At 36.7% G+C, this 23,411-nt stretch carries 20 protein-coding genes and 1 pseudogene; 14 read left to right on the plus strand and 7 right to left on the minus strand.

The genetic code is table 11. The annotated features are described in order from the left end of the window. Positions 1-205 precede the first annotated feature (205 nt). The 8 genes from ACM03V_RS25375 to ACM03V_RS25410 all read left to right on the plus strand — a co-directional run bounded on the left by ACM03V_RS25375 (position 206) and on the right by ACM03V_RS25410 (position 9,293). Complete coding sequence (locus tag ACM03V_RS25375) at positions 206-799, plus strand: REP-associated tyrosine transposase (protein WP_414623579.1); 594 nt, start codon at positions 206-208, stop codon at positions 797-799. 55 nt (positions 800-854) lie between these two features. Beyond that, the gene (locus ACM03V_RS25380) at positions 855-1,928 is read left to right on the plus strand and encodes a DUF3616 domain-containing protein (protein ID WP_414623580.1); all 1,074 of its coding nucleotides are present in this window, start codon (positions 855-857) and stop codon (positions 1,926-1,928) included. Positions 1,929-2,009: 81 nt separating this feature from the next. After that, positions 2,010-2,321, plus strand: coding sequence for a carbon dioxide-concentrating mechanism protein CcmK (locus ACM03V_RS25385; protein WP_414623581.1), 312 nt, complete (start codon positions 2,010-2,012; stop codon positions 2,319-2,321). Positions 2,322-2,421: 100 nt separating this feature from the next. Continuing rightward, positions 2,422-2,772, plus strand: a complete 351-nt coding sequence (locus ACM03V_RS25390) for a carbon dioxide-concentrating mechanism protein CcmK (RefSeq protein ID WP_414623582.1) — start codon at positions 2,422-2,424, stop codon at positions 2,770-2,772. Between the two features lie 828 nt (positions 2,773-3,600). Beyond that, positions 3,601-4,776 (plus strand): HetZ-related protein 2, encoded by a 1,176-nt coding sequence (locus ACM03V_RS25395; protein ID WP_414623583.1) that lies wholly within the window; start codon positions 3,601-3,603, stop codon positions 4,774-4,776. Positions 4,777-4,970: 194 nt separating this feature from the next. After that, complete coding sequence (locus ACM03V_RS25400) at positions 4,971-6,308, plus strand: pilus assembly protein PilB (RefSeq protein WP_414623584.1); 1,338 nt, start codon at positions 4,971-4,973, stop codon at positions 6,306-6,308. A gap of 280 nt (positions 6,309-6,588) precedes the next feature. Beyond that, the gene (locus ACM03V_RS25405) at positions 6,589-7,272 is read left to right on the plus strand and encodes a Crp/Fnr family transcriptional regulator (protein ID WP_414623585.1); all 684 of its coding nucleotides are present in this window, start codon (positions 6,589-6,591) and stop codon (positions 7,270-7,272) included. Between the two features lie 260 nt (positions 7,273-7,532). After that, on the plus strand, positions 7,533-9,293 hold the full coding sequence (locus tag ACM03V_RS25410) for a M61 family metallopeptidase (RefSeq protein ID WP_414623586.1): 1,761 nt from the start codon (positions 7,533-7,535) through the stop codon (positions 9,291-9,293). A gap of 459 nt (positions 9,294-9,752) precedes the next feature. Here ACM03V_RS25410 and ACM03V_RS25415 read toward each other — a convergent pair whose 3' ends face one another. Further along, positions 9,753-10,490: a 2-phosphosulfolactate phosphatase family protein gene (locus ACM03V_RS25415; RefSeq protein ID WP_414623587.1), complete on the minus strand. Its 738-nt coding sequence runs from the start codon at positions 10,488-10,490 to the stop codon at positions 9,753-9,755. A gap of 272 nt (positions 10,491-10,762) precedes the next feature. On the opposite strand from ACM03V_RS25415, the gene ACM03V_RS25420 reads away from it, so the two are divergent. Together ACM03V_RS25420 and ACM03V_RS25425 are read left to right on the plus strand one after the other, a co-directional pair. Continuing rightward, positions 10,763-11,179 (plus strand): BlaI/MecI/CopY family transcriptional regulator, encoded by a 417-nt coding sequence (locus tag ACM03V_RS25420; protein ID WP_414623588.1) that lies wholly within the window; start codon positions 10,763-10,765, stop codon positions 11,177-11,179. A 6-nt stretch (positions 11,180-11,185) separates the two neighbouring features. Continuing rightward, positions 11,186-12,025 carry a M56 family metallopeptidase gene (locus ACM03V_RS25425; RefSeq protein ID WP_414623589.1) on the plus strand — a complete coding sequence of 280 codons (840 nt, stop codon included), beginning with the start codon at positions 11,186-11,188 and terminating at the stop codon, positions 12,023-12,025. A 58-nt stretch (positions 12,026-12,083) separates the two neighbouring features. On the opposite strand, the pseudogene ACM03V_RS25430 reads toward ACM03V_RS25425, so the two are convergent. Continuing rightward, positions 12,084-12,230: pseudogene (locus tag ACM03V_RS25430) on the minus strand (DUF421 domain-containing protein); the annotation flags it as partial. A 20-nt stretch (positions 12,231-12,250) separates the two neighbouring features. Between ACM03V_RS25430 and ACM03V_RS25435 the strand changes: the two are divergent. The 3 genes from ACM03V_RS25435 to ACM03V_RS25445 all read left to right on the plus strand — a co-directional run bounded on the left by ACM03V_RS25435 (position 12,251) and on the right by ACM03V_RS25445 (position 14,623). Then, a complete protein-coding gene (locus ACM03V_RS25435; protein ID WP_414623590.1) occupies positions 12,251-12,649 on the plus strand; it encodes a tetratricopeptide repeat protein in 399 nt (132 codons plus the stop codon). A gap of 246 nt (positions 12,650-12,895) precedes the next feature. Next, the gene (locus ACM03V_RS25440) at positions 12,896-13,900 is read left to right on the plus strand and encodes a protochlorophyllide reductase (RefSeq protein ID WP_414623591.1); all 1,005 of its coding nucleotides are present in this window, start codon (positions 12,896-12,898) and stop codon (positions 13,898-13,900) included. A 120-nt stretch (positions 13,901-14,020) separates the two neighbouring features. After that, positions 14,021-14,623, plus strand: coding sequence for a hypothetical protein (locus ACM03V_RS25445; protein ID WP_414623592.1), 603 nt, complete (start codon positions 14,021-14,023; stop codon positions 14,621-14,623). On the opposite strand, the gene ACM03V_RS25450 is transcribed toward ACM03V_RS25445, so the two are convergent. Further along, on the minus strand, positions 14,620-15,804 hold the full coding sequence (locus ACM03V_RS25450; protein WP_414623593.1) for a DUF4336 domain-containing protein: 1,185 nt from the start codon (positions 15,802-15,804) through the stop codon (positions 14,620-14,622). The two genes, ACM03V_RS25445 and ACM03V_RS25450, sit on opposite strands and share 4 nt — an antisense overlap. Before the next feature lie 406 nt (positions 15,805-16,210). Between ACM03V_RS25450 and ACM03V_RS25455 the strand changes: the two genes are divergently transcribed. Further along, positions 16,211-17,272, plus strand: coding sequence for a 3-deoxy-7-phosphoheptulonate synthase (locus ACM03V_RS25455; protein ID WP_414623594.1), 1,062 nt, complete (start codon positions 16,211-16,213; stop codon positions 17,270-17,272). 174 nt (positions 17,273-17,446) lie between these two features. On the opposite strand, the gene ACM03V_RS25460 is transcribed toward ACM03V_RS25455, so the two are convergent. From ACM03V_RS25460 to ACM03V_RS25475, 4 genes are all read right to left on the minus strand, one after another. Beyond that, complete coding sequence (locus ACM03V_RS25460; protein WP_414623595.1) at positions 17,447-18,256, minus strand: methyltransferase family protein; 810 nt, start codon at positions 18,254-18,256, stop codon at positions 17,447-17,449. A gap of 119 nt (positions 18,257-18,375) precedes the next feature. Beyond that, the gene (gene speE, locus ACM03V_RS25465) at positions 18,376-19,266 is read right to left on the minus strand and encodes a polyamine aminopropyltransferase (protein WP_414623596.1); all 891 of its coding nucleotides are present in this window, start codon (positions 19,264-19,266) and stop codon (positions 18,376-18,378) included. Positions 19,267-19,555: 289 nt separating this feature from the next. Then, positions 19,556-20,896, minus strand: coding sequence for a response regulator (locus ACM03V_RS25470; RefSeq protein ID WP_414623597.1), 1,341 nt, complete (start codon positions 20,894-20,896; stop codon positions 19,556-19,558). A gap of 37 nt (positions 20,897-20,933) precedes the next feature. Next, on the minus strand, positions 20,934-23,288 hold the full coding sequence (locus ACM03V_RS25475) for an ATP-binding protein (RefSeq protein WP_414623598.1): 2,355 nt from the start codon (positions 23,286-23,288) through the stop codon (positions 20,934-20,936). Between the last annotated feature and the right edge of the window lie 123 nt (positions 23,289-23,411).

Here is a 23,411-nt window from a genome sequence, read left to right on the forward strand (position 1 = left end):
TACGAACAATTTTTGGTTTTACGAAAAATGCTCGGTGAGATAGGGATTATTTTATGATTCACACATGGTTGAATTCGGATGCGCTGAAGCGCTACTACGAACGATTTTACTCATATTACGAAAAACTACGAATGACACGGTATGAATTTTTCTGTTACTAAATAAATTATAGATTTGTAATAGCGTTTCAGCGCTCTTTAAAACTGTGTATGAATATCGCAAGCTCACTCCAGAACAAAAAGCAGCAGTTGTAGAAGAAAGGTTGAAAAAGGGCTTTCCCCCACACTCACCCCCTCATCCAATAGAAAACAGCGAATATTATTTAATTACAGCTACTTGTTACGAACATAAATGTCGGATAAATACGCATCAAAGACGACAACAATTATTAAATCTAATTTTTCAACAATTTATATACAAAGATATAGATATACTCGCTTGGGTTATCTTACCAAATCATTACCACTTATTATTAAAGAATATCAGATTTTATTACCTTAGAAAGATATTACGTTCAATTCATGGAAATCTTGCTCGTCAATGGAATAAAGAAGATAATACGGCAGGTAAAATATGGTGTTCTTTTAGCGACCGTGCTATACGTTCTCAAGGACACTATTACACTACTTTAAATTATATCCATTACAATCCTGTAAAACATGATTGGGCCGAATCTCCTTATGATTGGAGCGAAAGCAGTGTTTATTGGTATTTAGAAAATTACGGCAGAGAGTGGTTACGAAGTAATTGGGTTGAATATCCAGTACGCGATTTTGGAAAAAGTTGGGATGATTTATAGTAGGATGAATACACTCAGAATTAAGAGGCGCTAAAGCGCTACTACGAACCTATTTATGTCTCAACTAGAATATTTTTTATTAACTCGCGTTTTACTTCAGTTTGAGCAAAGAAGTGATGATATTGTCAGCGATATTTCTTCTGCTACTTTTAGTGATGATGGTAGTTTATGGATCGGTTCTGATGAAATGGTTGCGGTTGAACGTCTTTCTCCTATCGGTTGTCATAGTTATGGGGAGCATCAACGCTTTTTATTAAAGGATTATATCGAGCTATTCGATGATGATGAAATTGATATTGAAGGTATGGATTTTCGGGATGGTTATCTCTGGTTGACTGGTTCTCACAGTACTAAACGCAAGAAACCAAAAGGAAAAGATTTGGAAACGGATTTAGAAAGACTTGCTACTATTACTACTGACTTGAATCGTTTTATTTTGGCGAGAATTCCCGTTGTTAATGGTGAATTAATTAAATCTTGCGTTCCTGCTGAAGGAGAAACCAAAACCGCTGCTTGTTTGCAAACATTTGATGAGCGTAATTTATTGTTTGAAGTTTTGAAAGAAGATGTACATTTGAAACCATTTATTACTAGTGGAATCCCTTCTAAAGATAACGGTTTGGATATCGAAGGTTTAGTAGCAGCAAGTAATAATCGCATTTTTCTCGGTTTGCGCGGCCCTGTTTTGCGGGGATGGGCTGTAATTATTGAAATGCAGTTAACGGAATCTGAGCCAGGTGTTTTGACGTTGGAAGAGATAACCGATGAAGGTGCAAAATATAAAAAGCATTTTCTCGATTTGAACGGTTTGGGAATACGAGAATTATGTTTGCAAGGGGAAGATTTAATTATCTTAGCAGGGCCGACAATGGCTGTGGAAGGAGAAATGGAAGTTTTTCGTTGGAAAGATGCTTTAAATAATTCGGGTGAAAATATACACCAGCAGGATGAGGATAATTTGTTTCCTTTGTTTGACTTACCTTTTACCGTTGGTTCGGATCATGCTGAAGGTTTGGCGCTGTATTCCTGTTGGGGAGAACAAAATAGCTTGATGATATTTTATGATTCTCCAGATAGTAGCCGCTTGCGAGAAGATAAAAGAATACTGGTTGATGTATTTCAAATTTAGCTGTCCTATATTTAGATAAAACCAGGTCAAAACCACCGTATAATTATTTTTACTTATACCTTGACTCAGGAGAGTAAAGTTATGCCAATGGCAGTAGGAGTAATCGAAGCGCTAAGTTTTCCTGCAATACTTATAGCCTCAGATACGATGGTGAAAGCTGCCGAAGTTTCAATCGTTTTTTACGATAAATCGGAAAGCGGACGCTTTTTTGTCGCAGTTAGAGGGAGGGTTGCTGAAGTTCAACGTGCTGTAGCAGCAGGTATGGAATCTGTTGAACAAGAATCCCACGGAGGTGAAGTCACCAGTCATTACATTGTCCCCAACCCGCCAGAAAATGTGGAAAGCATTTTACCAATCCATTTTACTTCAAAGTCAGAACCTTTCCGTTTATAGTCCGCGATTGTTCGATTTCTGAGAAGATGATAAAGAATATATCGGTAGCTATCCAAAGAAGGGTAGCACCACATACGTTTATTAATAGAGGAGATTATAAATGTCAACACAGGCAGTTGGTTCTTTAGAAACTAAAGGTTTTCCTGCCGTATTAGCAGCTGCTGATGCAATGGTAAAAGCTGGTAGAGTTACGCTTGTGGGCTATATCAGAGTTGGTAGCGCTCGGTTTACAGTTAATATTCGCGGTGATGTTTCAGAAGTTAAAGCGGCTATGGCTGCTGGGATTGAAGCCGCAGAAAGCTGTCACGGTGGAACCCTCGAATCTTGGGTAATTATTCCTCGTCCCCATGAAAACGTTGAAGCTGTTTTACCTATTGCTTATTCCGAAGAAGTTGAAGAATATCGATTATCTGTAGAAAATCCGATCATAGGTAGGTCTTACGGTCGTTAAGTAATTTAATTTATTTGAATTTAATTGAATTTAATTGAATTTAAAAGGTCTTGGACAGTATTGAGCTAACAAAGGTTAATTTCCTCAAACTCTTATATTACAAATAGTACCCGTTTGGGTACTTTCGTATTTTGAGGATTTTTTTCAGAATAAGATTAGATCGAGAAAGCAGATGTTTCTATCAAAGAGCGCACAAAGCCAAGCCGAATAGTAACAACGAGAAATAACTATAAATAATGTCTTAAACTTCGGACTATATATGTCAATTGATTTGCTTTGGGCTTAATTCTTTCTCAACTGAATTTTACCGATAAATTTCACCTGAAAATTAATCTCAATACTTTTGCGAAATAATACTAACGATTAATTAACCATATTAACTGCGATGATATACACTCCGTTCTTCTGAGAATAATCAAGTATCTGTAAAAAGAAATACTAATTTAATTTGATATTTTGGAGATGAAACTAATATGTATAGAGCAACGTCTCGTTTAATGTGAATTCTATTTCTTACGTTCAAAAAATAGTAGTGATGTTATTAGCTTTCATATTCACTTAGCTGGCAGTATGTAAATCTGTCTTAAGACATATATATATAGTTTAACTGCAAATTAAATATTTTCCTTTACAAAAATTAACAACCTTTTAAAACTAAGGAAGATAACTGGAAAACATTGATTGGTTTTCGAGTTGAGAGGTAAATTCTGCATAACTTAGCTTGAATCAGACGTATAAAAAATAGAATCCATAAATGTTTTTTGGATATTTTAGTGCGATGGGACGACAAATAGTTAAATACACCAATTGTGATAAGTGGGGGTTGTGATGCAAACTTTAAAGCAGGGTTTTGAGGAGCGCAATCTCGATATGACATCATCTGAAGCGGAAAAATTAAAAGAATATTGGCTCAATCGCTTGGCAGAAGAATGTTCGCAACACAGCGAATCTTCAAGAGAAAGTATAGCTAAGTGGCTGATAGGAAGCGATAAAGAACGCTTTGACAATCTTAATGTCAAGGAATTCAATATTGCCAAGCAAGCAATGGAATATCGCTATCGAATTTTGTGTCAGCGTTATTTGGGAGTTGGGAGGGAGCGTGCTTACCGTAACTTGATTACTCGTTTGGGAAGTTTAGCGACATTACGAACGAAAATTCAAACTTGGATTTCTTTGAGTCGCGATCGCCAGCGTAAAGTATTGGATGTGTTGCAAGAGGTACTCCAAGAATTGTTGCAGAGCGATAAGTATATGGTTTCTCAGATGGCTTGTATTTCTGAGTATACGCAAGATACTAGATTGAAGAATGCCTTGTTATTTGCCAGTTTGGAAGAGTATTGTATGCGCCCAATACGCAATCAGCCATTACTGGTATATCGTTTTGTCAACTATTTAAAGAGAACTCAGCGTGGCGGTTTAACCCAGGTACCTACCAAAGATTTGGTGCGGTTGGTTTCCGAAGAAGTGCTTGGTGAAGACGGTGAAAATCGAGTCAGCCTGGTAGATCAAAATGCCATAGAAGATTATCAAGAAGAGGAGAAAAGCCAGGAGCAAGAGTTACAGCGTCACTTGGTAAAAACGGAATTTGAGGAATATCTCAAAGAAAATTTGGGAGAAGATGCTACCATTTGGCTGCAACTGTATCTTAAAGGCTTTACCCAAGATGCGATCGCGAAAGAATTAGATAAGCCAATCAAAGAGATTTATCGGTTGCGAGAGAAAATTGGCTATCATGCGGTACGAGTTTTTGCAGTCAAGGATAAACCAGAATTAGTGTCAAACTGGCTGGAAACTTCGTTGCTAGAGCATAATTTGGGGCTGACACTCCAGCAATGGGAACAATTGCAAGAAAAATTATCACCCGTGCAAAAGCAAGTTTTAGAAATGTCCAAAATTGGTAAAACTACAGAAGAAATTGCCCAGAATATCAATCGCAAAACTCATCAGGTGATGGGAGAGTGGACAAAAGTATATTTAGCGGCTCAAGTGATACGTAGTGAGTAAGTGTTGGGAAGATTACAGTCTTCCTGCACTGGCTCAAGCCCAGAGTTGTGCAAGTCTTTACTAAGGATTTGTACTAATTTTTGTAAGTATTTGTAAATAATTTAACTTGTATTTACTGAAAAGTCTTTGTAAATATAGTGCCAAATCATTAATGGAGCGAATACGATGGAGTAAAATATTAAGCGATTTGACCTATGTTGTCTTCCGAAGGCAAACCAACTGATAACAATTCAGCAATTGCCAATCAAAAGCCATCTAAGACTATAGGAACTGACGGTGCATCATATCATAAGCCAAACCAACAATTAGAACGCGAGCAGATATTTCGACTGATAGAAGAAGGTATCTTGTGTTTTGAGGCTTGCCTCTATCATCAAGTTTTACCTTTGAAGTTAGAATATAACAGTCTGTTGTTGGGCATCGTTAATCCAAAAGACACGGTAGCATTAGAATATGTAAATAACATATTATCCTACCTAAAAATCACGGTAGCAACTCAAACCGTGACTGCGGAAGCTCACCGGATCATATTGTCAGAATACCTCAACTACAAAAACGCATCTTCTGAGTCTAAATTAGAAAAACAAGATCGAGTAGATTCCAACAATGTACCCTATGTTGAGAATCGATTAATTACAGAAAAAATGCAAAATTTAGAAGAAGAAGAAGAATCATTACCGGGAGATAATACTTTAATATTGTTCGATTCTCCTAATAGAGTTAACTTAAAAAGTGTATCTAATCAACAGCGCCGAAAATCTCCTGTTAAAACTTTAAATCACGAAAATAAGCAAGAATCTAAACAAGAATCTAAGCAAGAAAATAAGCAAGAATCTAAGCAAGAAAATAAGCAAGAAAATAAGCAAGAATCCCATAAAAAAACCGATCCAGATATTTTTGAAATTGTATCAGCAAAGAATTTACCCGTATTAAAATTACCTCTTCCGGAATCATTTAGTGCCGATCAGATACTGCCAACACTTCCACCCAGGAAACTGCTTAACGAATTACTAGCAAGAGTTTTAGCTGGAGGTATCGGTCGGTTATATTTGGAAAGGCAGCCTTATCAAGCAAGAATACTCTGGAGTTTGAACGGGATAGTACAGTCAGTAGTAGAAGAACTTCCATTATCAGCATTTCAAGGCGTACTCAATGAATTGAAACGGTTGAGTTCTTTACCTCTAATGACATTGGCACAAGCAAAGCAAGTGGAAACAGAATGTTTGTATCAACAACAGCGCTTGTTATTACGCTTGCGAGTCATGCCGGGAATGTACGGAGAAGAAGCAACTTTACAAGTATTGCGTGGTGCTGCATTAAAGTTTTACCAGCAACAACAGTTAAGCCATATTAGTCGTGACGCTTTGGGAGCTTCTCAAGAGTTAAGCTATAAAGTGCGCGAATTACACCAAAGGCTGGCTGCGAATAAACCAGACTTAAACACCGAGCAAATAAAGGCTTTGGAATCCTTAAACGGACTTGTAAAAAATTTAGATCGACAATTAAGGATACTTACAGACATTCCTAGCTGATAGATAAAGACTCAGTGAAACCGCTGATGAGTATTCCTAAATCATTGTGTTGTAATAGAGGCATTAACTGCGAATTAAAGCTATTAGCTATCAGCTATCAGCTATTAGCTGGCAATTTGATGGGGATTTGATCCCAACAAGACGGCTTGCACCTATCTTTATCGGTGAGGTATTTAACCCGCTAGTAGCTAAAAGCTAAAAGCTAAAAGCTGATAGCTGAAAGTGTATTTACCAAGTTTTTCCTTTAACAGTTTTTTAATCTATTTGTGGCAAATATTTCATGCAGACAGAGGTTTTTAGCGAAATTTTCCCCTTAATGAGTACAGCTAATCCCCAAACTTTGGAATGGCTGCTCAACGTTGCAACAATGCACGAATATCCCGCAGGGCGAGCCGTTTTAATGGAAGATTCTTGGGGTAATGCGGTTTACTTTATTTTATCGGGTTGGGTGAAAGTCCGGCGTACTAACAGCGAAGATACTCGCGCTCTAGCGATTTTAGGTAAAGGTGATTTCTTCGGAGAGATGGCGATTTTGGATGAATCTCCCCGCTCTACCGATGTAATTGCTCTTTCTGCGGTAGAGTTGATTAGCGTATCGAGGGAAAGCTTTATTCAAATATTATTTAAAGATTCCCAGCTACACCATCGAATGCTGCAATTAATGGTAAGACGGATGCGCTACGTTAATTTACGTCTGCAAATGCGAGGGGCACCGCCTGCTGTCAAGTTGTCTCATACTCTGGTAACTTTGGGTGAGAGTTACGGTGAACAAGCTGAAAAAGGAAAAAATATTTATAATATTCCTTTGCAAGATTTAGCTGACGTTACCGACATCGGTATAGAAGAAACTACCCAAATTATGCAAAAGCTCCACGAAAAAGCTTGGGTTAACATCAACACCGCTCAAGATATGATTCATCTGCTTAATTTCAAGCAATTGGTGAATTTGGCTGGTAAAATTTGACTTTTAAGTTAGGGGTATTAAGGAATAGGCAACAGAAGAATATCAGTTAGAACATAATTTTAGCTTTTATAAACCCGGTTTTTTAGAAAAATCGGGTTTTTAACGATTTCAGGATTTTAAGTTTGTAATTTAGCGTTTAGAATTTAGAATTATCCCCATAGCTTGAAAATCAACCTAAAATCTGTTTTGTTTTTGTTACAGCAGAGTTTTTCAAGCAATAGAATTATATGTTAGAAGAAAAATAATTATTGCCCTAAAATATGACCGAATTAACTGCTCCTCCCATCCAAACTGCAAAGCAATCCACAGCAACAATTAACTACCAAGTTGCAATGCCGAATCCTCAAAACCATCTGTTTGAGGTAACTTTACATTTAGAAGATTATTCGCTATCTACTTTAGATTTGAAAATGCCCGTCTGGACTCCCGGTTCTTACTTAGTGCGGGAATATGCCAAGCATTTACAAGATTTATCGGCGATTAGTCACGAGAAAGCTTTAACTTGGCGCAAAATTGGTAAAAATCACTGGCAAGTAGATACAGATGGAATATCAGAAGTAACTGTTAAATACCGTATTTTTGCAAACGAGTTAACCGTGCGAACAAATCATTTAGATTCAACCCACGGTTATTTTAATGGAGCTGCAATATTTTTCAGAATCCCAGAATTCGATAAGCAGCCAATCAACGTTACCATTCAAACACCACCTCAATGGCAAGTCACTACAACATTGCCAGTAGTTGAAAAACAACAAAATACTTTTGTCGCTGCGGATTTCGATACTCTTGTAGATAGTCCTTTTGAAATCGGTACTCATCAGCTATATGACTTTGAAGTGAGGGGAAAACCGCATCAGTTAGCGATTTGGGGAAAAGGTAACGTTAAAGTCGAACCGTTAATTGAAGATATTAAGAAAATCATCGAAGTCGAAGCGGATATGTTCGGTGGTTTACCTTACGAAAAATATCTATTTCTGCTCCACTTATCAGCGCAATCCTTCGGTGGATTGGAACATAAAGACTCCTGCTCCTTAATATATAAGCGATTTGGATTTGGCGATCGCGATAAATACGAGCGTTTCATGCAGTTAGTAGCTCACGAATTCTTCCACCTATGGAATGTAAAGCGAATTCGTCCCAAAGAATTGGAAGTTTTTGATTACGACCAAGAAAACTATACACCTTCCCTATGGTTTTGCGAAGGAACTACAAGTTATTACGATCTATTAATTCCTTTGAGAGCGGGAATTTATGATGTTAGTTCATACTTAAATAATTTAAGTAAAGAAATCAGTCGGTATCAAACAACACCAGGGCGTAAAATACAGCCAGTTTCCGAATCAAGTTTTGATGCTTGGATTAAACTTTACCGTCAAGATGCTAACAGTCCAAATTCTCAAATTTCCTATTATTTGAAAGGGGAAATGATTACTTTGTTGTTAGATTTAATGATTCGTTCCCGTCATAAAAACCAGCGTTCTCTTGATGATGTCATGCTCAAATTATGGCAGCAATTTGGTAAAGATGAAATTGGCTATACTGCCGATGAATTAAAGCAAATTATCGAATCAGTAGCCGGAAAAGATTTAACAGAATTTTATCAGCGTTACATCCACGGTAGAGAAGAATTACCCTTTAACGAATATCTAGAACCTTTCGGTTTAGAATTAGTTGAAGATAATATAGATGAACCATTTTTGGGAATAAAAGTAGTTAGTAATAACGCCAAAGAATCAATTAAATTTGTAGAATCAGATTCTCCCGCCCAAATTGCCGGGATAGACGCAGGTGATGAATTATTAGCAATTGATGGAATTAAAGTAACTGGAAAAGAATTAAACGAAAGATTAAAAGATTATCAACCGCAAGATACCATTGAAATAACCGTATTTCATCAAGACGAACTGCGTACTTATAGCGTTACCTTAGCAGAGCCTCGTGCTAATAAATACGAAGTGGTGCCAGTTGAAAAACCTTCTGCCGTTCAGAAAAAGAATTTTGCTAAGTTTTTAGCAGTGTAGTTAGTAGGTTGGGTTAGACAGGAAAACCAAATTTGATTTGTAACAAAAATGCTACTTTATCGTGTCGTAACTCAACATCATGATTGCGGATGAATATTGCGAATAAATCCATAACGTCATGTTGGGTTACGGTTCAAATATAGATTATTCGTTGGTATTTATATTTGTTCGTGAACCTAACCCAACCTACAAGCTGCATTGTCATAACCCAAGATTATAATTGCGGATCAATTAGTTGTAGGTTGCCTTCACGGCGCACGAAAATATTCATAGTTAACAAAAAGTAAAAAAGCGCCGTAACCCAACATCAATTTTTAGTTGAAGCGTATTGTTTGGTTAAATGTTGAATATAGAAGTTAAAAATACATCACGATTGCGGATGAATTAGTATATAAAACATTATTTTTTTGTTGAAATCTTGTGGTACGGGCATCCCTGCCCGTATTTCAATTAAATCTATCAAGCGTGTCTTTTCAAAACCCCCGGCTCTTGCTGCATTGGTAACACATCGAAAGTATCAATTTGAGAACAGTATTTTAAATCATCATTGCAATCCAAACCTATTAAACGTTTACCGTGGCTGGCATATTTCAACATTTGCAACAAATTATCTTTCCATTGAGAATAAAGTGCCATTGCTGCAACTACTTCATCGTTACCCGTGACATCATCTATAGATAACTTAGTTTTTTCCAATAGATGATAAGCGATCGCACCAGCACAAGCAGTATCCTCAAGAGAGTAACTACCTTGCCATCCGGAACCCACCATCCAGACATTTTCGGGTTTATTATTTGCCAAATATTCCACCACAGAGGTTAAATTGACAAATGCTCCGGTAATAACGGTTTGAGCATCCTGTATTCTTTGTAAAGCACGGGTACCGTTAGTAGTACTGATAAACAAGCGCTTTCCTTCCACCACTTCCTGTTTGCAGTCGAGGGGAGAATTCCCTAAATCAAAATTAGGAACCTTTGCACCACCTCTTTCTCCAGCCCGCAGACGTTTGTGAGCAGGAAACTTTTCGCTAACTTTCACCAATTCATCTAAATCGCTGAAAAATTGAATCCCTTCCCCACCGTGAGCCAAAACCGTTGCCATCGTTGTAGTTGCACGCAAAACATCAACCGCGATCGCGCATTCTGGCATTTCCTGGGTTGGGGTTTCTTCCGGAGCATGATAAATAAATAACTTCATGCGCTTGATACACCTGCTTTTATATACTGCCGAGATTTTAATACGCTGCCGGTGTTAATGGGGAGATGGGGAGATGGGGAGATAAGGAGACAAGGGGAATTTCAAACTTTAACCTTTAACCTTACTTTCTCGTAACAGTTCGCTGATAACTGTTCACTGTTTACTGCTAACTGTTCGCTGTTGACTGTAATCTGGAAAGAGAAGGACTTCAAATAAAATATGTTTGGCGTTTAAATTTCGCAACACTTCTCAATCTAAAATCCAAAATCAAAATGGCTCCTTTACCAGATTACCGTCCTAAACAACTTTCTCTTGGCCCGTTGGAAGCGGAAATTTTAAATATTGTTTGGCAGTTGGGCAAGGCTACGGTAAAAAATGTACATGACTGCATTTTAGCTGACCCTAACCGCGAATTAGCTTATACTTCAGTTACTACGGTGCTGCGACGGCTAACCCAAAAAGGTTGGCTCGAATGTAATAAACGAGGAAAAGCTTTTTATTGGCAGCCGATGCTAACAAAGCAACAGGCAGAAGTTATTCAAGCACACGAACAGTTACAGCAATTTCTCAAGGTGGGAAATCCCGATGTAATTGCGGCTTTTGCAGATAGCTTAGATGAAGCAGATTCTGCAAAAATACAAGCAATAGCAAAACGAGTTCAAGCTGCGCGACAAGCAAGGGAGGAATAAATAATAATGCATTTTTTAATCATTTTTGCAGCTTTAATAGTTGCTTACACCACCAGATGTCAATGGATTCAAAACATCGGTAGATGGAATGAACGTTGGCACAAAGCGCTATTTTTCTTTCTATTTCCTCCCTTATTGATTTTCACCACAACGTTTGCTTTACTATTCATGGGGCCTCAAGGCAGAATGGCAGGCTTGCAAACTGGTTGTTATGGCTATGCGATCGCGTTATTTGGCATTGTCTTTTTTGCAATAATGTGCGTTAAGCAGGCATGCCTTGGATGGCTATCTGTAAAAGAGACGAGTGACTGTCCGATAGTTAATGTAGGAGGAAAACAAGTTCGCTTGTTGAATACAGCAGCATTATTTGCCGGACAAATTGGCTTTTTTAAACCTGAATTAGTCTTAAGTTCTGGATTATTAAAAACTCTTTCAAACAATCATTTAGAAACCGTTTTAGCTCACGAACAAGGACATTATTATTATCGCGATACATTCTGGTTTTTTTGGTTGGGTTGGATGCGAGAATGTACCTCTTGGCTGCCAAATACAGAAGCGTTGTGGCAGGAATTATTAACTTTACGAGAATTACGAGCCGACGCTCACGCAGTTTTATCTGTAGATCCTTTGTTGCTAGCGGAATCTCTACTAATGGTTGTTAGCAGCCCCCCCATATCTTCAGAAGTGCTTTGTGCAGCATTAGGCTCCCCCGGTGCCAACCGTTTAGAAGAAAGAGTGGAAGCCCTCTTATCCCAACCACAACCAGCACCATCAAGTTACTTCACCTCTTTGAAATGGTTGGTATGGACTTTTATTCCACTAATTACCGTCGTGTTTCATAGTTAATTAAGGGTTGGTAATTGAATAAATTTCTACCCCCTCTACCCCCTCTCCCTATCTCCTATCCCAAAGTTCCGATTTGTCGATTGGGTAAAATGCGTAAAACAGAAAACAAAGCCAGGTAAACCAACGAACCACGGATAAACAATTCCGCAACGGAAGTGCTGGGAATAAAGATTGTTTGCCAGTCGATGTGGAGCCATTTTTCTATTGGCAAACTTGAAAATAAACATGATACCGACAGAAAAAGATGTCAAACAGCTAGAACAATTTTTGGCTGAAAATCCCACAGATACTAATATAATGAATGCCCTTGCGCTGGGATATTTTGAGAATCCAAGTTTAGTTCAAGATAATGAAGATTTAAAATTGCTTGAAAGAGCTTATCAAACAAAAAAGACTATAAAATCAACTCATAATCTTGCCTGGTATTATTATATGGAATTCGGAGCAACTTTAGAAGAAGCAATCAAGATACAGCAAGAATGTATATCAATGAGTCCTAAAAGTTTTTATCCTTATTTTTTGTATGGCTGTATGCTTTTGCAAAATAATCAATATTCAGAAGCTATCAAATATTTAGAGATTGCATATTCAAAAGAACAGAAAAGAGATAAGAATTTGCAGTAGATAAACCAAATATAGATATGAATAATTATTACTTCTTAGAAAGTTGTGGATGTTTATTGTTTGATTGTCCGCGACATGACAATCTAAAAGACGACGAATAGATTTACCGTTCCAAATTCGTAAACATTCCTTAACAATCTGGTGGATTCGTAAAGCACTCTTAACAATTGCGATAGTAAGCATTCAAATTATGGGAACATAAATACAACCAACGTTGATATTTAGAATTTATAGAGTTTTAAGAATATGGCACAAAATAGCAAATCAACAGTTGTCATCACGGGTGCTTCCTCTGGGGTTGGCTTGTACGCTGCGAAAGCTCTTACTAATAAAGGATGGCACGTAGTAATGGCTTGTCGCAATTTGGAAAAAACTCAAAGAGTTGCTAACGAAGTGGGAATGTCATCTGACAGCTACACCATCATGCATCTCGATTTGGCTTCTTTGAATAGCGTGCGTCAATTTGTTAATAGTTTTCGGGAAAGCGGTAAATCCCTGGATGCTTTAGTATGCAACGCTGCGGTGTATTTACCTTTGGCGAAGGAGCCACAAAGAAGCGAAGATGGATATGAATTGAGCGTTGCCACGAATCACCTGGGACATTTTCTGTTGTGCAACTTGATGCTGGAAGACTTGCAAAAATCTTCTCTCGATGAAGCTAGGTTGATAATTTTGGGAACTGTAACTGCGAATCCTAAAGAATTAGGAGGAAAAATTCCCATTCCCGCACCTCCAGATTTAGGAGATTTAAAAGGTTTTGAGGAAGGCTTCAAAGCACCGATTTCGATGATTAACGGTAAGAAATTTAAAGCTGGTAAAGCTTATAAAGATAGCAAGCTGTGCAACGTTTTAACCATGCGGGAATTACACAGACGCTATCACGATTCCACGGGAATTGTATTTAGTTCGCTGTATCCTGGATGCGTTGCTGAAACTGGTTTATTCCGCAATCACTATTCCCTATTCCAGAAAATATTCCCTCTATTCCAAAAGAATATTACCGGCGGATATGTATCTGAAGAATTAGCTGGTGAAAGAGTTGCAGATGTAGTTGCAGAGCCAGAATATAATAAATCCGGTTCTTACTATAGCTGGGGAAATCGTCAGAAAGAAGGTAGAAAATCTTTCGAGCAGGAAGTTTCTAATGAAGCGTTGGATGATGATAAAGCACGGCGTTTATGGGAATTGAGCGCGAAGTTGGTGGGAATTGCCGACGAGCAAGCTGTTGGTGCTGCTGCTGGTACCGTGTGAGGTTTGATTGATATTATAATTCCCAGGCTTCGGCTTGGGAATGTATTTTACGGCTTTGCATTTTTCATAAATTATTAAAATATAATCACAGCTTAATATTTAATTAAATCAATTTGCAAAATGGCTTATAGCGATTTTAAATTAGCTCAAGTTATCGATTTTTTTGGATTAACAGTTCACGAAGGCTCTAGAATATTTGCGGATTTTCCAGAAGAAAAATGCAGCGAATTACTTTCAACTATTTTGGAAGAAAATGTAGATTTAGCAGTGGCAATTAATACAGAAAAAGCCCGTTCTGAAATGATAATTAGCCCGATATTACTTGAAGTTCGGCGTAAACTTGATAAAAAAATTAGTTTGTTTTCAGGAGTAGATTTTAGTGTTGATAGTGCAAGAGGATTAAATGGCTTTTGTGATTTCCTTATTAGTCTTTCTCAAGAACAGCTTTTTGTTCGGGCACCTGTAATGACTTTAGTTGAAACAAAAAATGAAAACCTGAAATCTGGATTAGGGCAGTGTATTGCAGAAATGATTGCAGCACAACTGTTTAATGAAATGCAGGGAAATAAAATCAAAACAATTTATGGTGTAATATCCATTGGAACAATTTGGCAATTTTTAAAGTTAGAAGAAAATCATATTTACATCGATTTGAGTGAATATTATATTCAAGATGTCGAAAAAATTTTAGGAATATTGATAAATGCACTCAGACAAAATTAAACTTTCTCCTTCGCTGAAGGTATCCCCAATTTATCCAAAGTAGCATCAATCTTTTCTAAAAGTTGAAAATCTTCTTGCGGTAAAGTGCTATTACTGTGCTTTTCTAAAAATGAAAATGCTTGTCTAAATTGCTTGGGTGTTGCTTCTATCGGTGCGTCAAAGTGACAGGGAATAATTCGTTTAAAGTCCCACTTAGCAATTTTATCAGCCCATGCAATAGTTTCTTCGGGTGCGCGGTTAAGAATTAAAGTCTGTAAAATTGGTGCTACAAATAATCTACCATCACCTCGTAGGGTTTCAAAACAACGCTGCCAATCTTGCTTCCATTGGAAGGGATACAAACCAAAATAAGCTTTATTTGAACGTTGGGGTGCTTGGGCAGCATTGCGAAATACTTCTCCCCATTTTGGTACATCCAAGACGCTGGGACGAAAATACAAGCCAAATAACGCGATACGCTGCCATCCTTTATGACGATTTTCTGGTGTGTCGGCAATGATGTCAGTTGCTTTATCTCTAGCGTGGAAAAGTAAGGGGTATGTGTCTAATAAAGTAATTGCCGGAGGTTGTTCGGGTACGGAAACTATTGAGTCAGTAACTAAAAGAGTATTTGATGATTTATGTAACAATGCAACTTCAGCAAATCTACCAGCACGTAGTTCGATGGGACCGAGAATTTCGTAGTCAAATTGATTGCCGAAAGGTGTTTTGCTGCTGTCTTCTGGAAGTACTTGGGTGCGTTTTGCAGGTATACCCAACCAACTTAAGGGAAGATTGACGGGAAAACTCCACTGTTTGGGTGCGACAAATATCTGTGAATCGGGAAAACGTCTGGCAAAGGGACCGACAAATACTTTATGTTCTAAGCCGGAAATAGTAGGCAATATTATATACTTCACTCTGCCATATTCTGCTACCAATTCTTCAACAAGACGAACGCATTCCGGGGTTGGCGCAATTGGTGCATAAACCAGCAAACCCCCTTCGTTGAGTTTTACAACCGTCATGCGAATGGGAACAACAACGTAGAAAATGCCTTGAAGCTGGTCAAAAGTCCAAACTGTATCCTTGACTACTTCCTTACGGATTGTTCGCCGCTTACCGAATGGGTAAATTGGCAAAGTAAACCAGAAGTTCCATGAATAATCTTTGGAATTGTTTTGTTGTAAGGTTTCAAGCATTTTCAGGAGTTAGGAGTTAGGAGTTAGGAGTTAGGAGTTAAATAATATAAATATTGATAACAGATTACTGGTAACAGGTAACAGGACACTGAGAATTGATAAACTTTATTATCTTACAAAAATTTATTGACTCAGTACTATGGTTTACGGCAAGTTAAATTAAGGGTTGTAAATGCTTGCGTGGCATAGTACGCAATCGATTTAACTATCAAGCTTGAATAGACGATACATAAAGGTGAGCTATCTCTTTCAGAGACGCTTCGCTAACGCTTAACGCCATTTTAGATCATCAAAAATACTATAAATAGTTCAAATATTTGATTATATTTTATAACTTTTTCTTTCTATTAGTGGTATTTTCTTAGATACAATGTATAGATAAATTAAGTGTTCAAAATTAAAGCATATGATAATAGGACAATCCACGCGCCAGAAATTATTTGACACTAACGTCGAGAATTATCACGTTCTATTGACACCACACGAAGTTAAATCAAAATTACCTTTAACACCGTCAGCAGAAGCAAATGTTTTAAAATACAGACAAGAGCTAAAAGATATATTAGATTTTCAAGATAAAAGAAAATTTATTGTAATTGGTCCTTGTTCGATTCATAGTACAGAATTAGCTTTAGAATATTCTCGAAGATTAAAGAAACTTCAAGAAAAAGTTGGAGATAAATTACTGTTAATTATGAGGGTTTATTTTGAAAAACCTAGAACAACAGTAGGCTGGAAAGGTTTAATTAATGACCCAGATATGGATGATTCTTTCCGTATCGAAAAAGGTATATTGATGGCACGGGAACTGCTGTTAAAAATCAATGAAATAGGATTGCCCGCAGGTACGGAAGCTCTAGATCCGATTATACCTCAGTACATCAGCGAATTAATTGCTTGGTCTGCAATCGGGGCACGCACTGCTGAATCACAAACTCACCGCGAAATGTCCAGCGGGCTTTCTATGCCAGTGGGTTTTAAAAATGGTACGGATGGTAATATTAAAGTTGCTTTGAATGCCCTTGAGTCAGCTAAAAATAGCCATCATTTTCTGGGTTTAAATCGACAAGGACAGGTTAGTATTGTTCAAACCAAAGGAAATGATTACGGTCATATAATTTTACGTGGTGGTGGTGGGAAACCAAACTGCGATCGCGAAAATGTAAAGTCTGCTGAAGATCAACTCAAAAAAGCAGATTTACAACCAAGAATTGTGATTGATTGCAGTCACGGTAACTCCAACAAAGACTATAAGTTGCAAGCTGGTGTTTTAGAAGATGTAGTGCAACAAATAGCGGACGGTAACACATCTATCGTAGGGTTGATGTTGGAATCTAATTTGAATGAAGGCAATCAAAAGATTCCTGACGATTTAAAAGAGTTGAAGCACGGGGTTTCCGTCACAGATGCTTGTATTGGTTGGGAAGAAACAGAAAGAATAATTTTGGCTGCTCATGAAAAGCTGTAATTAGTGAAGGGAGTAGGGAATAGGGAACAGGCAACAGGGAATAGTGGAAAGAAAGCGGTTATTTAATAATTAGTATGCTTAAGTGTCTGTAAAAATCTTTGTAAGACTTCATATATAAGAATTACTGCGCTTTACAACTAATATTTTTAATTAAATAGGCTTTTTTTCTACTCCCTATTCCCTATTCCCCGTTCCCTGTTCCCTATTCCCCGTTACCTTTTTCCAAGGAAATAACCCTCCAACTTCGTCACGATAGCGTTGATATTGTTCGCCATAAAGACGAATCAAATCTTGTTCTTCTAAGGCTATGCCAATTAAAATATAAAATGTAAATGTTGTTGATAAAACAAGATGTTCGAGTTGCATATATGGAGTTGCCCAAATACCTATAAGTATGCCTGTTTGAATTGGATGGCGGTTGAAATTGTACATCCAGCGTTTCATAAATGGAAATTCTTGATAGGTTTCCCCTTTCCAATAGAGATATACCTGACGCAAACCGAACAAATCAAAATGATTGATGGCAAAAGTAGCGAGAACAAAATAAATCCAACCCCAGGCAAATAATCCCCAAATTAAATATTTTAATGCTGTATTGTTAACCGACCAAATTGTTGTTTGCATCGGCTGCCAAAAGTATAATAGTGTAACTAAAGCAACGGCAGAAAATAACACATAAGTACTTCTTTCCGCAACAACAGGTATTTTTTGCATCCACCACTTTTTAAAATTTGGACGTGCCATAATACTATGTTGCAGCCCGAATATAAATACTAATATTAAATTAATGCATAGTGCTGAAAAAATAGAACCTTGATTTAAAGATATTGAATTTAATGGCTGCTTGCCTGCATTGTAGAGAATTAAATCTAGGATTAAATATAATATAGTTAACATTGCGATCGCGTAAGCAACAATACCGTAAAAAAGTACGATGAATCGCTTACCACGAGAGACTTGGGTTAACTGTTTGTTTGTAGTCATGATATCGGCTCTGCTTTATCCAACCTATTACCACGCAACAGTTAGATTGAAAGGTTCGTAGTAAGCGATTTATCGCTTTTTTAAAGGACTAAAGTCCTTACTACAAACCTTTCTGTTGCCTATTCTCCAATCATCTGTTGAATAAACCCAGGCAAAGCAAAAGCAGCTTTATGAATATCTGCATTGTAATAGCGTAAATTGTGCTGTTTGACAAACTGCGTGGCTTTTTCAACGTCTAAGTTTTCAACTGGATGCTTTCCTTGTTTGGAACAATAAGTCAAACTCCACATTCCGGTAGGATACATGGGAATAAATACCAAATAACAATGTACAGAATCATTGCCAAAAACTTGTTTGAGACACTGATTTAAGTCTGTAAAAGCCTTTTGATGAAAGATTGGTGATTCGCTTTGTACCGTTACTACTCCACCAACACGGAGAGTGCGATACACATCTTGATAAAATGACTTGGTAAATAAACCTTCTGATGGCCCTACGGGATCGGAAGAATCAATTATTACTAAGTCATAGGAATTATCGGCGGCATTTTGAACGAATTTTATGCCGTCATCTATGAGTAAATTTAACTTTGGATGTTCTAAAGCAGAAGAAATGGTAGGTAAAAATTGTTTAGAAGCACGCACCACAGCTTCATCAATTTCTACCATTGTGATGCCCTCAATTCCTTGGTGGCGAACTAATTCGCGAATCGTACCTCCATCACCAGCGCCAATTACCAGCACATCTTTGACATCGGGATGAGTCAACATTGGCACGTGAGCAATCATCTCGTGATAAGCCGCTTCATCCGCTTCGGTACACATCACCATGCGATCGATGGTCAGCATTTTCCCTCTATCGTGAGTATCAAATATTTCTACAGTTTGAAAGGGAGATACTTCATGAAAAAGCCTTTCTCCTTTTAAACGAATAGATATAGCAAAATTTCCATTGCTATCTGTTACCCATTCGGTTGAATTGATTTTACCTGGTTGTTCTGAAATGGTCATTTTAATTTTGGATTTTGGATTTTGGATTGTTCTCTGTTCCCATACTTAATATAAAATATGTGAGAACAACTGTAAATGCGCGTTCAATTGCGAATCTACAAGGATTAATTATATGATTTTATGGTGATTTATTTAATAGTTTTAATTTGATAAAGCAGGAAAAGATCGGAAAAATAATGATTTATGTAAATAATAATTTATGAATAAAATAAATAAAATATTGAATTTGCCTTTTAACTAAAAACAATTTATTACTATGCTTTCTAATACCAATTACCTATTACCTAACTTAAAAAGGAATCTGAATTAAAAACTCCGTTCCTTCTCCTGGGGAAGAAATACACTGCAAATTTCCTCCGTGATTCTCAGTAATAATTTGATAGCTAATTGAAAGTCCTAAGCCAGTACCTTTTCCTTCTGGTTTGGTAGTAAAGAAAGGTTGAAAAATCTCATTTATGACTGATTCTGACATTCCTTTACCATTATCGGCAATTTTAACAATAACTTGGTATTTATTGATAGTAGTTGCAATACGGATTTTAGGATTTATAAAAGTAGATTCTTTGCGGTTTAAATATTGATTCTCAATCATTGATTCTTCCAAGACATCGATAGCATTAGCTAACAAATTCATAAAGACTTGGTTGAGTTGCCCTGGATAACATTGCACTTTAGGTAAAACACTATAGTCTTTAACTACTTGAATAGCAGGGCGTTTGGGATAGGCTTTGAGACGATGTTGTAAAATCATTAATGTTGCTTCTATCCCTTCATGAATATCAACTAATTTCTTATTTTCTCCATCGCTACGAGAAAAGTTTCGTAAAGACTGCATGATTCCTTTGATAGTATCGGTACCTAATTTCATCGAAGACATTAACTTAGGTAAATCTTTGTCAATATGCTTTAAATCCATAGCTTCTATTTGCTCTTCAACTTCGCTACCGGGGTTAGAGCAATTTTTTTGAAAAAGCCGCACTAATATAAGTAAATCTTCAATGTATTGGTTAGCATAATGTAAATTGGTAGAAATAAAACCTATGGGATTGTTAACTTCATGAGCAACACCAGCAACTAATTGTCCCAAAGAAGATATTTTTTCTGTTTGAACTAATTGTAGCTGAGTTTGTTTTAGTTCATTCAAAGTTTGAGATAGTTCGGAAGTTCGCTCGGCTACTCGTATTTCTAATTCTTGTTTTTGCTTGTCTAATTCAAGATTTAATTTGCGTAACTTTAAATGTAGGCTAATTCTAGCTAAAACTTCTTCTTGCTCAAATGGTTTGGTAATGTAATCTACCGCTCCTAAAGCTAAGCCTTTAACTTTTTCTTCGGCTTCTGTAAGTGCGGTTATAAATATAATCGGAATATGCTTTGTAGATGGATTTGCTTGCAGTCTACGGCAGGTTTCAAATCCGTCAATTTTCGGCATCATTACATCTAATAATATCAAATCGGGAGGATTGCCTTCAACTTGCTCAATTCCGCTGGCACCATCCATTTCAACTAACACTTCATAGCCAGCACTTCCTAAGACATCATGGAGAATCTCTAGGTTAGTTGGGCTGTCATCGATAACTAAAATTGTTTCTAGCTTTTTATTACATAACTCTTGTTCGTAAGATGAGTTCATATTAATTTCTTTAGTTGTAAATATATTTATAGTGTTATTATTTTATGTTTTCTTGCAGAAATTGACGAATCTTATTAATATTAAAAGATTGTGCAAATGAATTTAGTTCGGAAACAAAATCTTGATATTTTCGATCTATTTCTGCAATTCTATCTAACTCTTTTTGGATACCTGTTATTCTACCTTGTTTAGCAAATTCTAATAGCATAGTTAATTCTGAAATAGGAGGAATAATTATTTTCTTTTTAGGAAATGCTTTTGATGCTGCTGGCTTAATCTTTTCTTTCAAGCTATAACGCCAGGTAATATTTAATTGCTTTGCTAAGACACGATATAATTCTTTTGATTTAACTGGCTTATTTAAAAAGTAGTTTGCTCCTGCTTGCATAGCTTTTCGATTATCATTATCAGATGTAGATACAGAGCAAAAGAAAAACAGCGTATTTTTTAATTCATCTAACTTACGAATTTCTTGAAGCATTTTCCATCCGTGCATAATTGGCATTTTAATATCCGCAATAATTAAATCCGGTTGATGTTTTATTGCTTTTTCTAAACCCTCTTCACCGTTTTCAGCTTCTATTAAATCAAACCCCAGGGTTGATAATAAATTAATAAATAAAGAACGATTTTCCCACCTATCATCTACAATTAAAATTTGCTTTTGATCGCCTATATAACCCACAATTCTGCCGGTACGAGTAATGCTGCTTGTTTCCGTCCAATCGTCAGCAATTGGACATTCTATTTCAAATTGAAATACACTTCCCATATCTAATTCACTTTTAACTTGAATTGTACTATTCATCATTTCGATGATTTTTTGACTCAAAGCCAATCCAAGCCCCGTACCTTCCGATTTATTTTTAGTTGTACCTAATTGCTCAAAAGGAAAAAATATTTTATCTATTACTTCCGGTGTCATTCCTACTCCAGTATCTTCAATATGGAAAAGTAATCTTACTGTTTCTGAAGAACGTTCCTTTTTGATTTCTAATACCTCCACTTGTAAAGTGACGCAGCCTTTTTCGGTAAATTTAATCGCATTGCTAAGTAAATTTATTAATACTTGTCGCAATCTTCTTTTATCAACATTAATTCCATATGGTAAATTTTTTTGAGTTAAGTAGATAAAATTCAAGCCTTTTTGTTCGGTTTTTACACGGCATATTTCTACAATCCCTTGTAAAAATGAAGGAAGATCAAAATCGCTAGAGTGAAGCTTGATTTGATGTGCTTCTATTTTTGTAAAATCGAGAATATCGTTAATTAAAGTTAATAAGTGCTTGCCGCAACGGTGAATAATTTCTATACCCCGCTGTTCCTTTTTCGATAGGTTTGGAGAATTTTGGATAATTTGGGTATAGCCTAAAATACCGTTTAAAGGGGTGCGAAGCTCGTGACTCATATTTGCCATAAATTCGCTTTTTGCATAACTTGCTGCATCGGCAGAGATTTTGGCTTCTTCTTGTTTTTGAATATTAATTTTGATCAGATTGAATAGCTGGTTTACAGAAGTTGCAAGTTTTCTCGCTTCTATATTTCCAATGACGGATAGTTGTAAATCGTAGTTTGCTTCTTCTAGAGCTTTTTCTGTGACATCAGTAATTGTTGAAATCGGTTTGGCAATTAACTTACTGCTGTAAATAGCGATAACAGAAGCGAGAGTTAAAGACAAAATAAAACTTATAATTACAATTACTAATCGCACTATTTGGGTTTGACTCAAGTTAGCTTCAGCTTTTTCTGATTCATCTTCCAAAGATTCGACAAAAACCTGCAACTCTTCTACAAATTTCAGCGTTTTACTCCGAGAATCGCTTGCTACCAAATTAGCAGCTAGCCGTTTTACCTCAACTTCTTGTGATTTCAACTGATTTGATTCAATCTGTTTTAAAGTCTTTTTAGAATCCCGAGCAAATTTTTCTAAACTATTATTATACTGATTAAATTGTTGCTTATATCTTTGCTGAAAATTTTCTGGCGCATTCGTATTAACTTCAGAGAGTAATTTGTTAAAATAATTTACTCTGCTAATCGCCTGTTGAAACTCTTGGGGCTTTTGTAGATAAGGATAAACATCGTTAATAAGTTGTAAATTCAAAGTTGTATTTAGCAAGCTATTTAACAGTCTCAATTCTTGACGAATATCTTTCCTTTCCCGATTTGCTTGATTAACCCAAGAATTTCCTATACTCAAACCCAAGCCAGTACCCCCCACAGTAATACCCAGCGCAACAGCATATCCCAGAAAAATCTTTTTTTGTAAAGTGAGACGATTAGTTATCCAGGTAACAGGCTTAAAAGCCCATCCCGATGAAATCCAAAAAGCTGTTTTGGGCTTCTGGGTATCCGGTTGAGAAATTTGATGCTCTGAGGAAGGATAAGTCATTCGTCTGACAGCGTTTGCACCGATATAGATAATTTGCGGTTAATTACATGATTCCCAAAATGCAACTCAGAATTGCCATTAATTTTGACGAATTATCTCTTAAGGGCTGCTTTTCCGACTATT

It is taken from the genome of Calothrix sp. CCY 0018 (assembly GCF_963920925.1).
GTDB lineage: Bacteria > Cyanobacteriota > Cyanobacteriia > Cyanobacteriales > Nostocaceae > Rivularia.

Coding starts and splice junctions, on each gene's coding strand:
- ACM03V_RS25460 (WP_414623595.1), bottom strand. CDS start 18,256: ATGACTACAAACAAACAGTTAACCCAAGTCTCTCGTGGTAAGCGATTC.
- ACM03V_RS25455 (WP_414623594.1), top strand. CDS start 16,211: ATGATAATAGGACAATCCACGCGCCAGAAATTATTTGACACTAACGTC.
- ACM03V_RS25420 (WP_414623588.1), top strand. CDS start 10,763: ATGGCTCCTTTACCAGATTACCGTCCTAAACAACTTTCTCTTGGCCCG.
- ACM03V_RS25450 (WP_414623593.1), bottom strand. CDS start 15,804: ATGCTTGAAACCTTACAACAAAACAATTCCAAAGATTATTCATGGAAC.
- ACM03V_RS25435 (WP_414623590.1), top strand. CDS start 12,251: ATGATACCGACAGAAAAAGATGTCAAACAGCTAGAACAATTTTTGGCT.
- ACM03V_RS25395 (WP_414623583.1), top strand. CDS start 3,601: ATGCAAACTTTAAAGCAGGGTTTTGAGGAGCGCAATCTCGATATGACA.
- ACM03V_RS25385 (WP_414623581.1), top strand. CDS start 2,010: ATGCCAATGGCAGTAGGAGTAATCGAAGCGCTAAGTTTTCCTGCAATA.
- ACM03V_RS25425 (WP_414623589.1), top strand. CDS start 11,186: ATGCATTTTTTAATCATTTTTGCAGCTTTAATAGTTGCTTACACCACC.
- ACM03V_RS25440 (WP_414623591.1), top strand. CDS start 12,896: ATGGCACAAAATAGCAAATCAACAGTTGTCATCACGGGTGCTTCCTCT.
- ACM03V_RS25475 (WP_414623598.1), bottom strand. CDS start 23,288: ATGACTTATCCTTCCTCAGAGCATCAAATTTCTCAACCGGATACCCAG.
- ACM03V_RS25400 (WP_414623584.1), top strand. CDS start 4,971: ATGTTGTCTTCCGAAGGCAAACCAACTGATAACAATTCAGCAATTGCC.
- ACM03V_RS25470 (WP_414623597.1), bottom strand. CDS start 20,896: ATGAACTCATCTTACGAACAAGAGTTATGTAATAAAAAGCTAGAAACA.
- ACM03V_RS25415 (WP_414623587.1), bottom strand. CDS start 10,490: ATGAAGTTATTTATTTATCATGCTCCGGAAGAAACCCCAACCCAGGAA.
- ACM03V_RS25410 (WP_414623586.1), top strand. CDS start 7,533: ATGACCGAATTAACTGCTCCTCCCATCCAAACTGCAAAGCAATCCACA.
- speE (WP_414623596.1), bottom strand. CDS start 19,266: ATGACCATTTCAGAACAACCAGGTAAAATCAATTCAACCGAATGGGTA.
- ACM03V_RS25390 (WP_414623582.1), top strand. CDS start 2,422: ATGTCAACACAGGCAGTTGGTTCTTTAGAAACTAAAGGTTTTCCTGCC.
- ACM03V_RS25405 (WP_414623585.1), top strand. CDS start 6,589: ATGCAGACAGAGGTTTTTAGCGAAATTTTCCCCTTAATGAGTACAGCT.
- ACM03V_RS25380 (WP_414623580.1), top strand. CDS start 855: ATGTCTCAACTAGAATATTTTTTATTAACTCGCGTTTTACTTCAGTTT.
- ACM03V_RS25445 (WP_414623592.1), top strand. CDS start 14,021: ATGGCTTATAGCGATTTTAAATTAGCTCAAGTTATCGATTTTTTTGGA.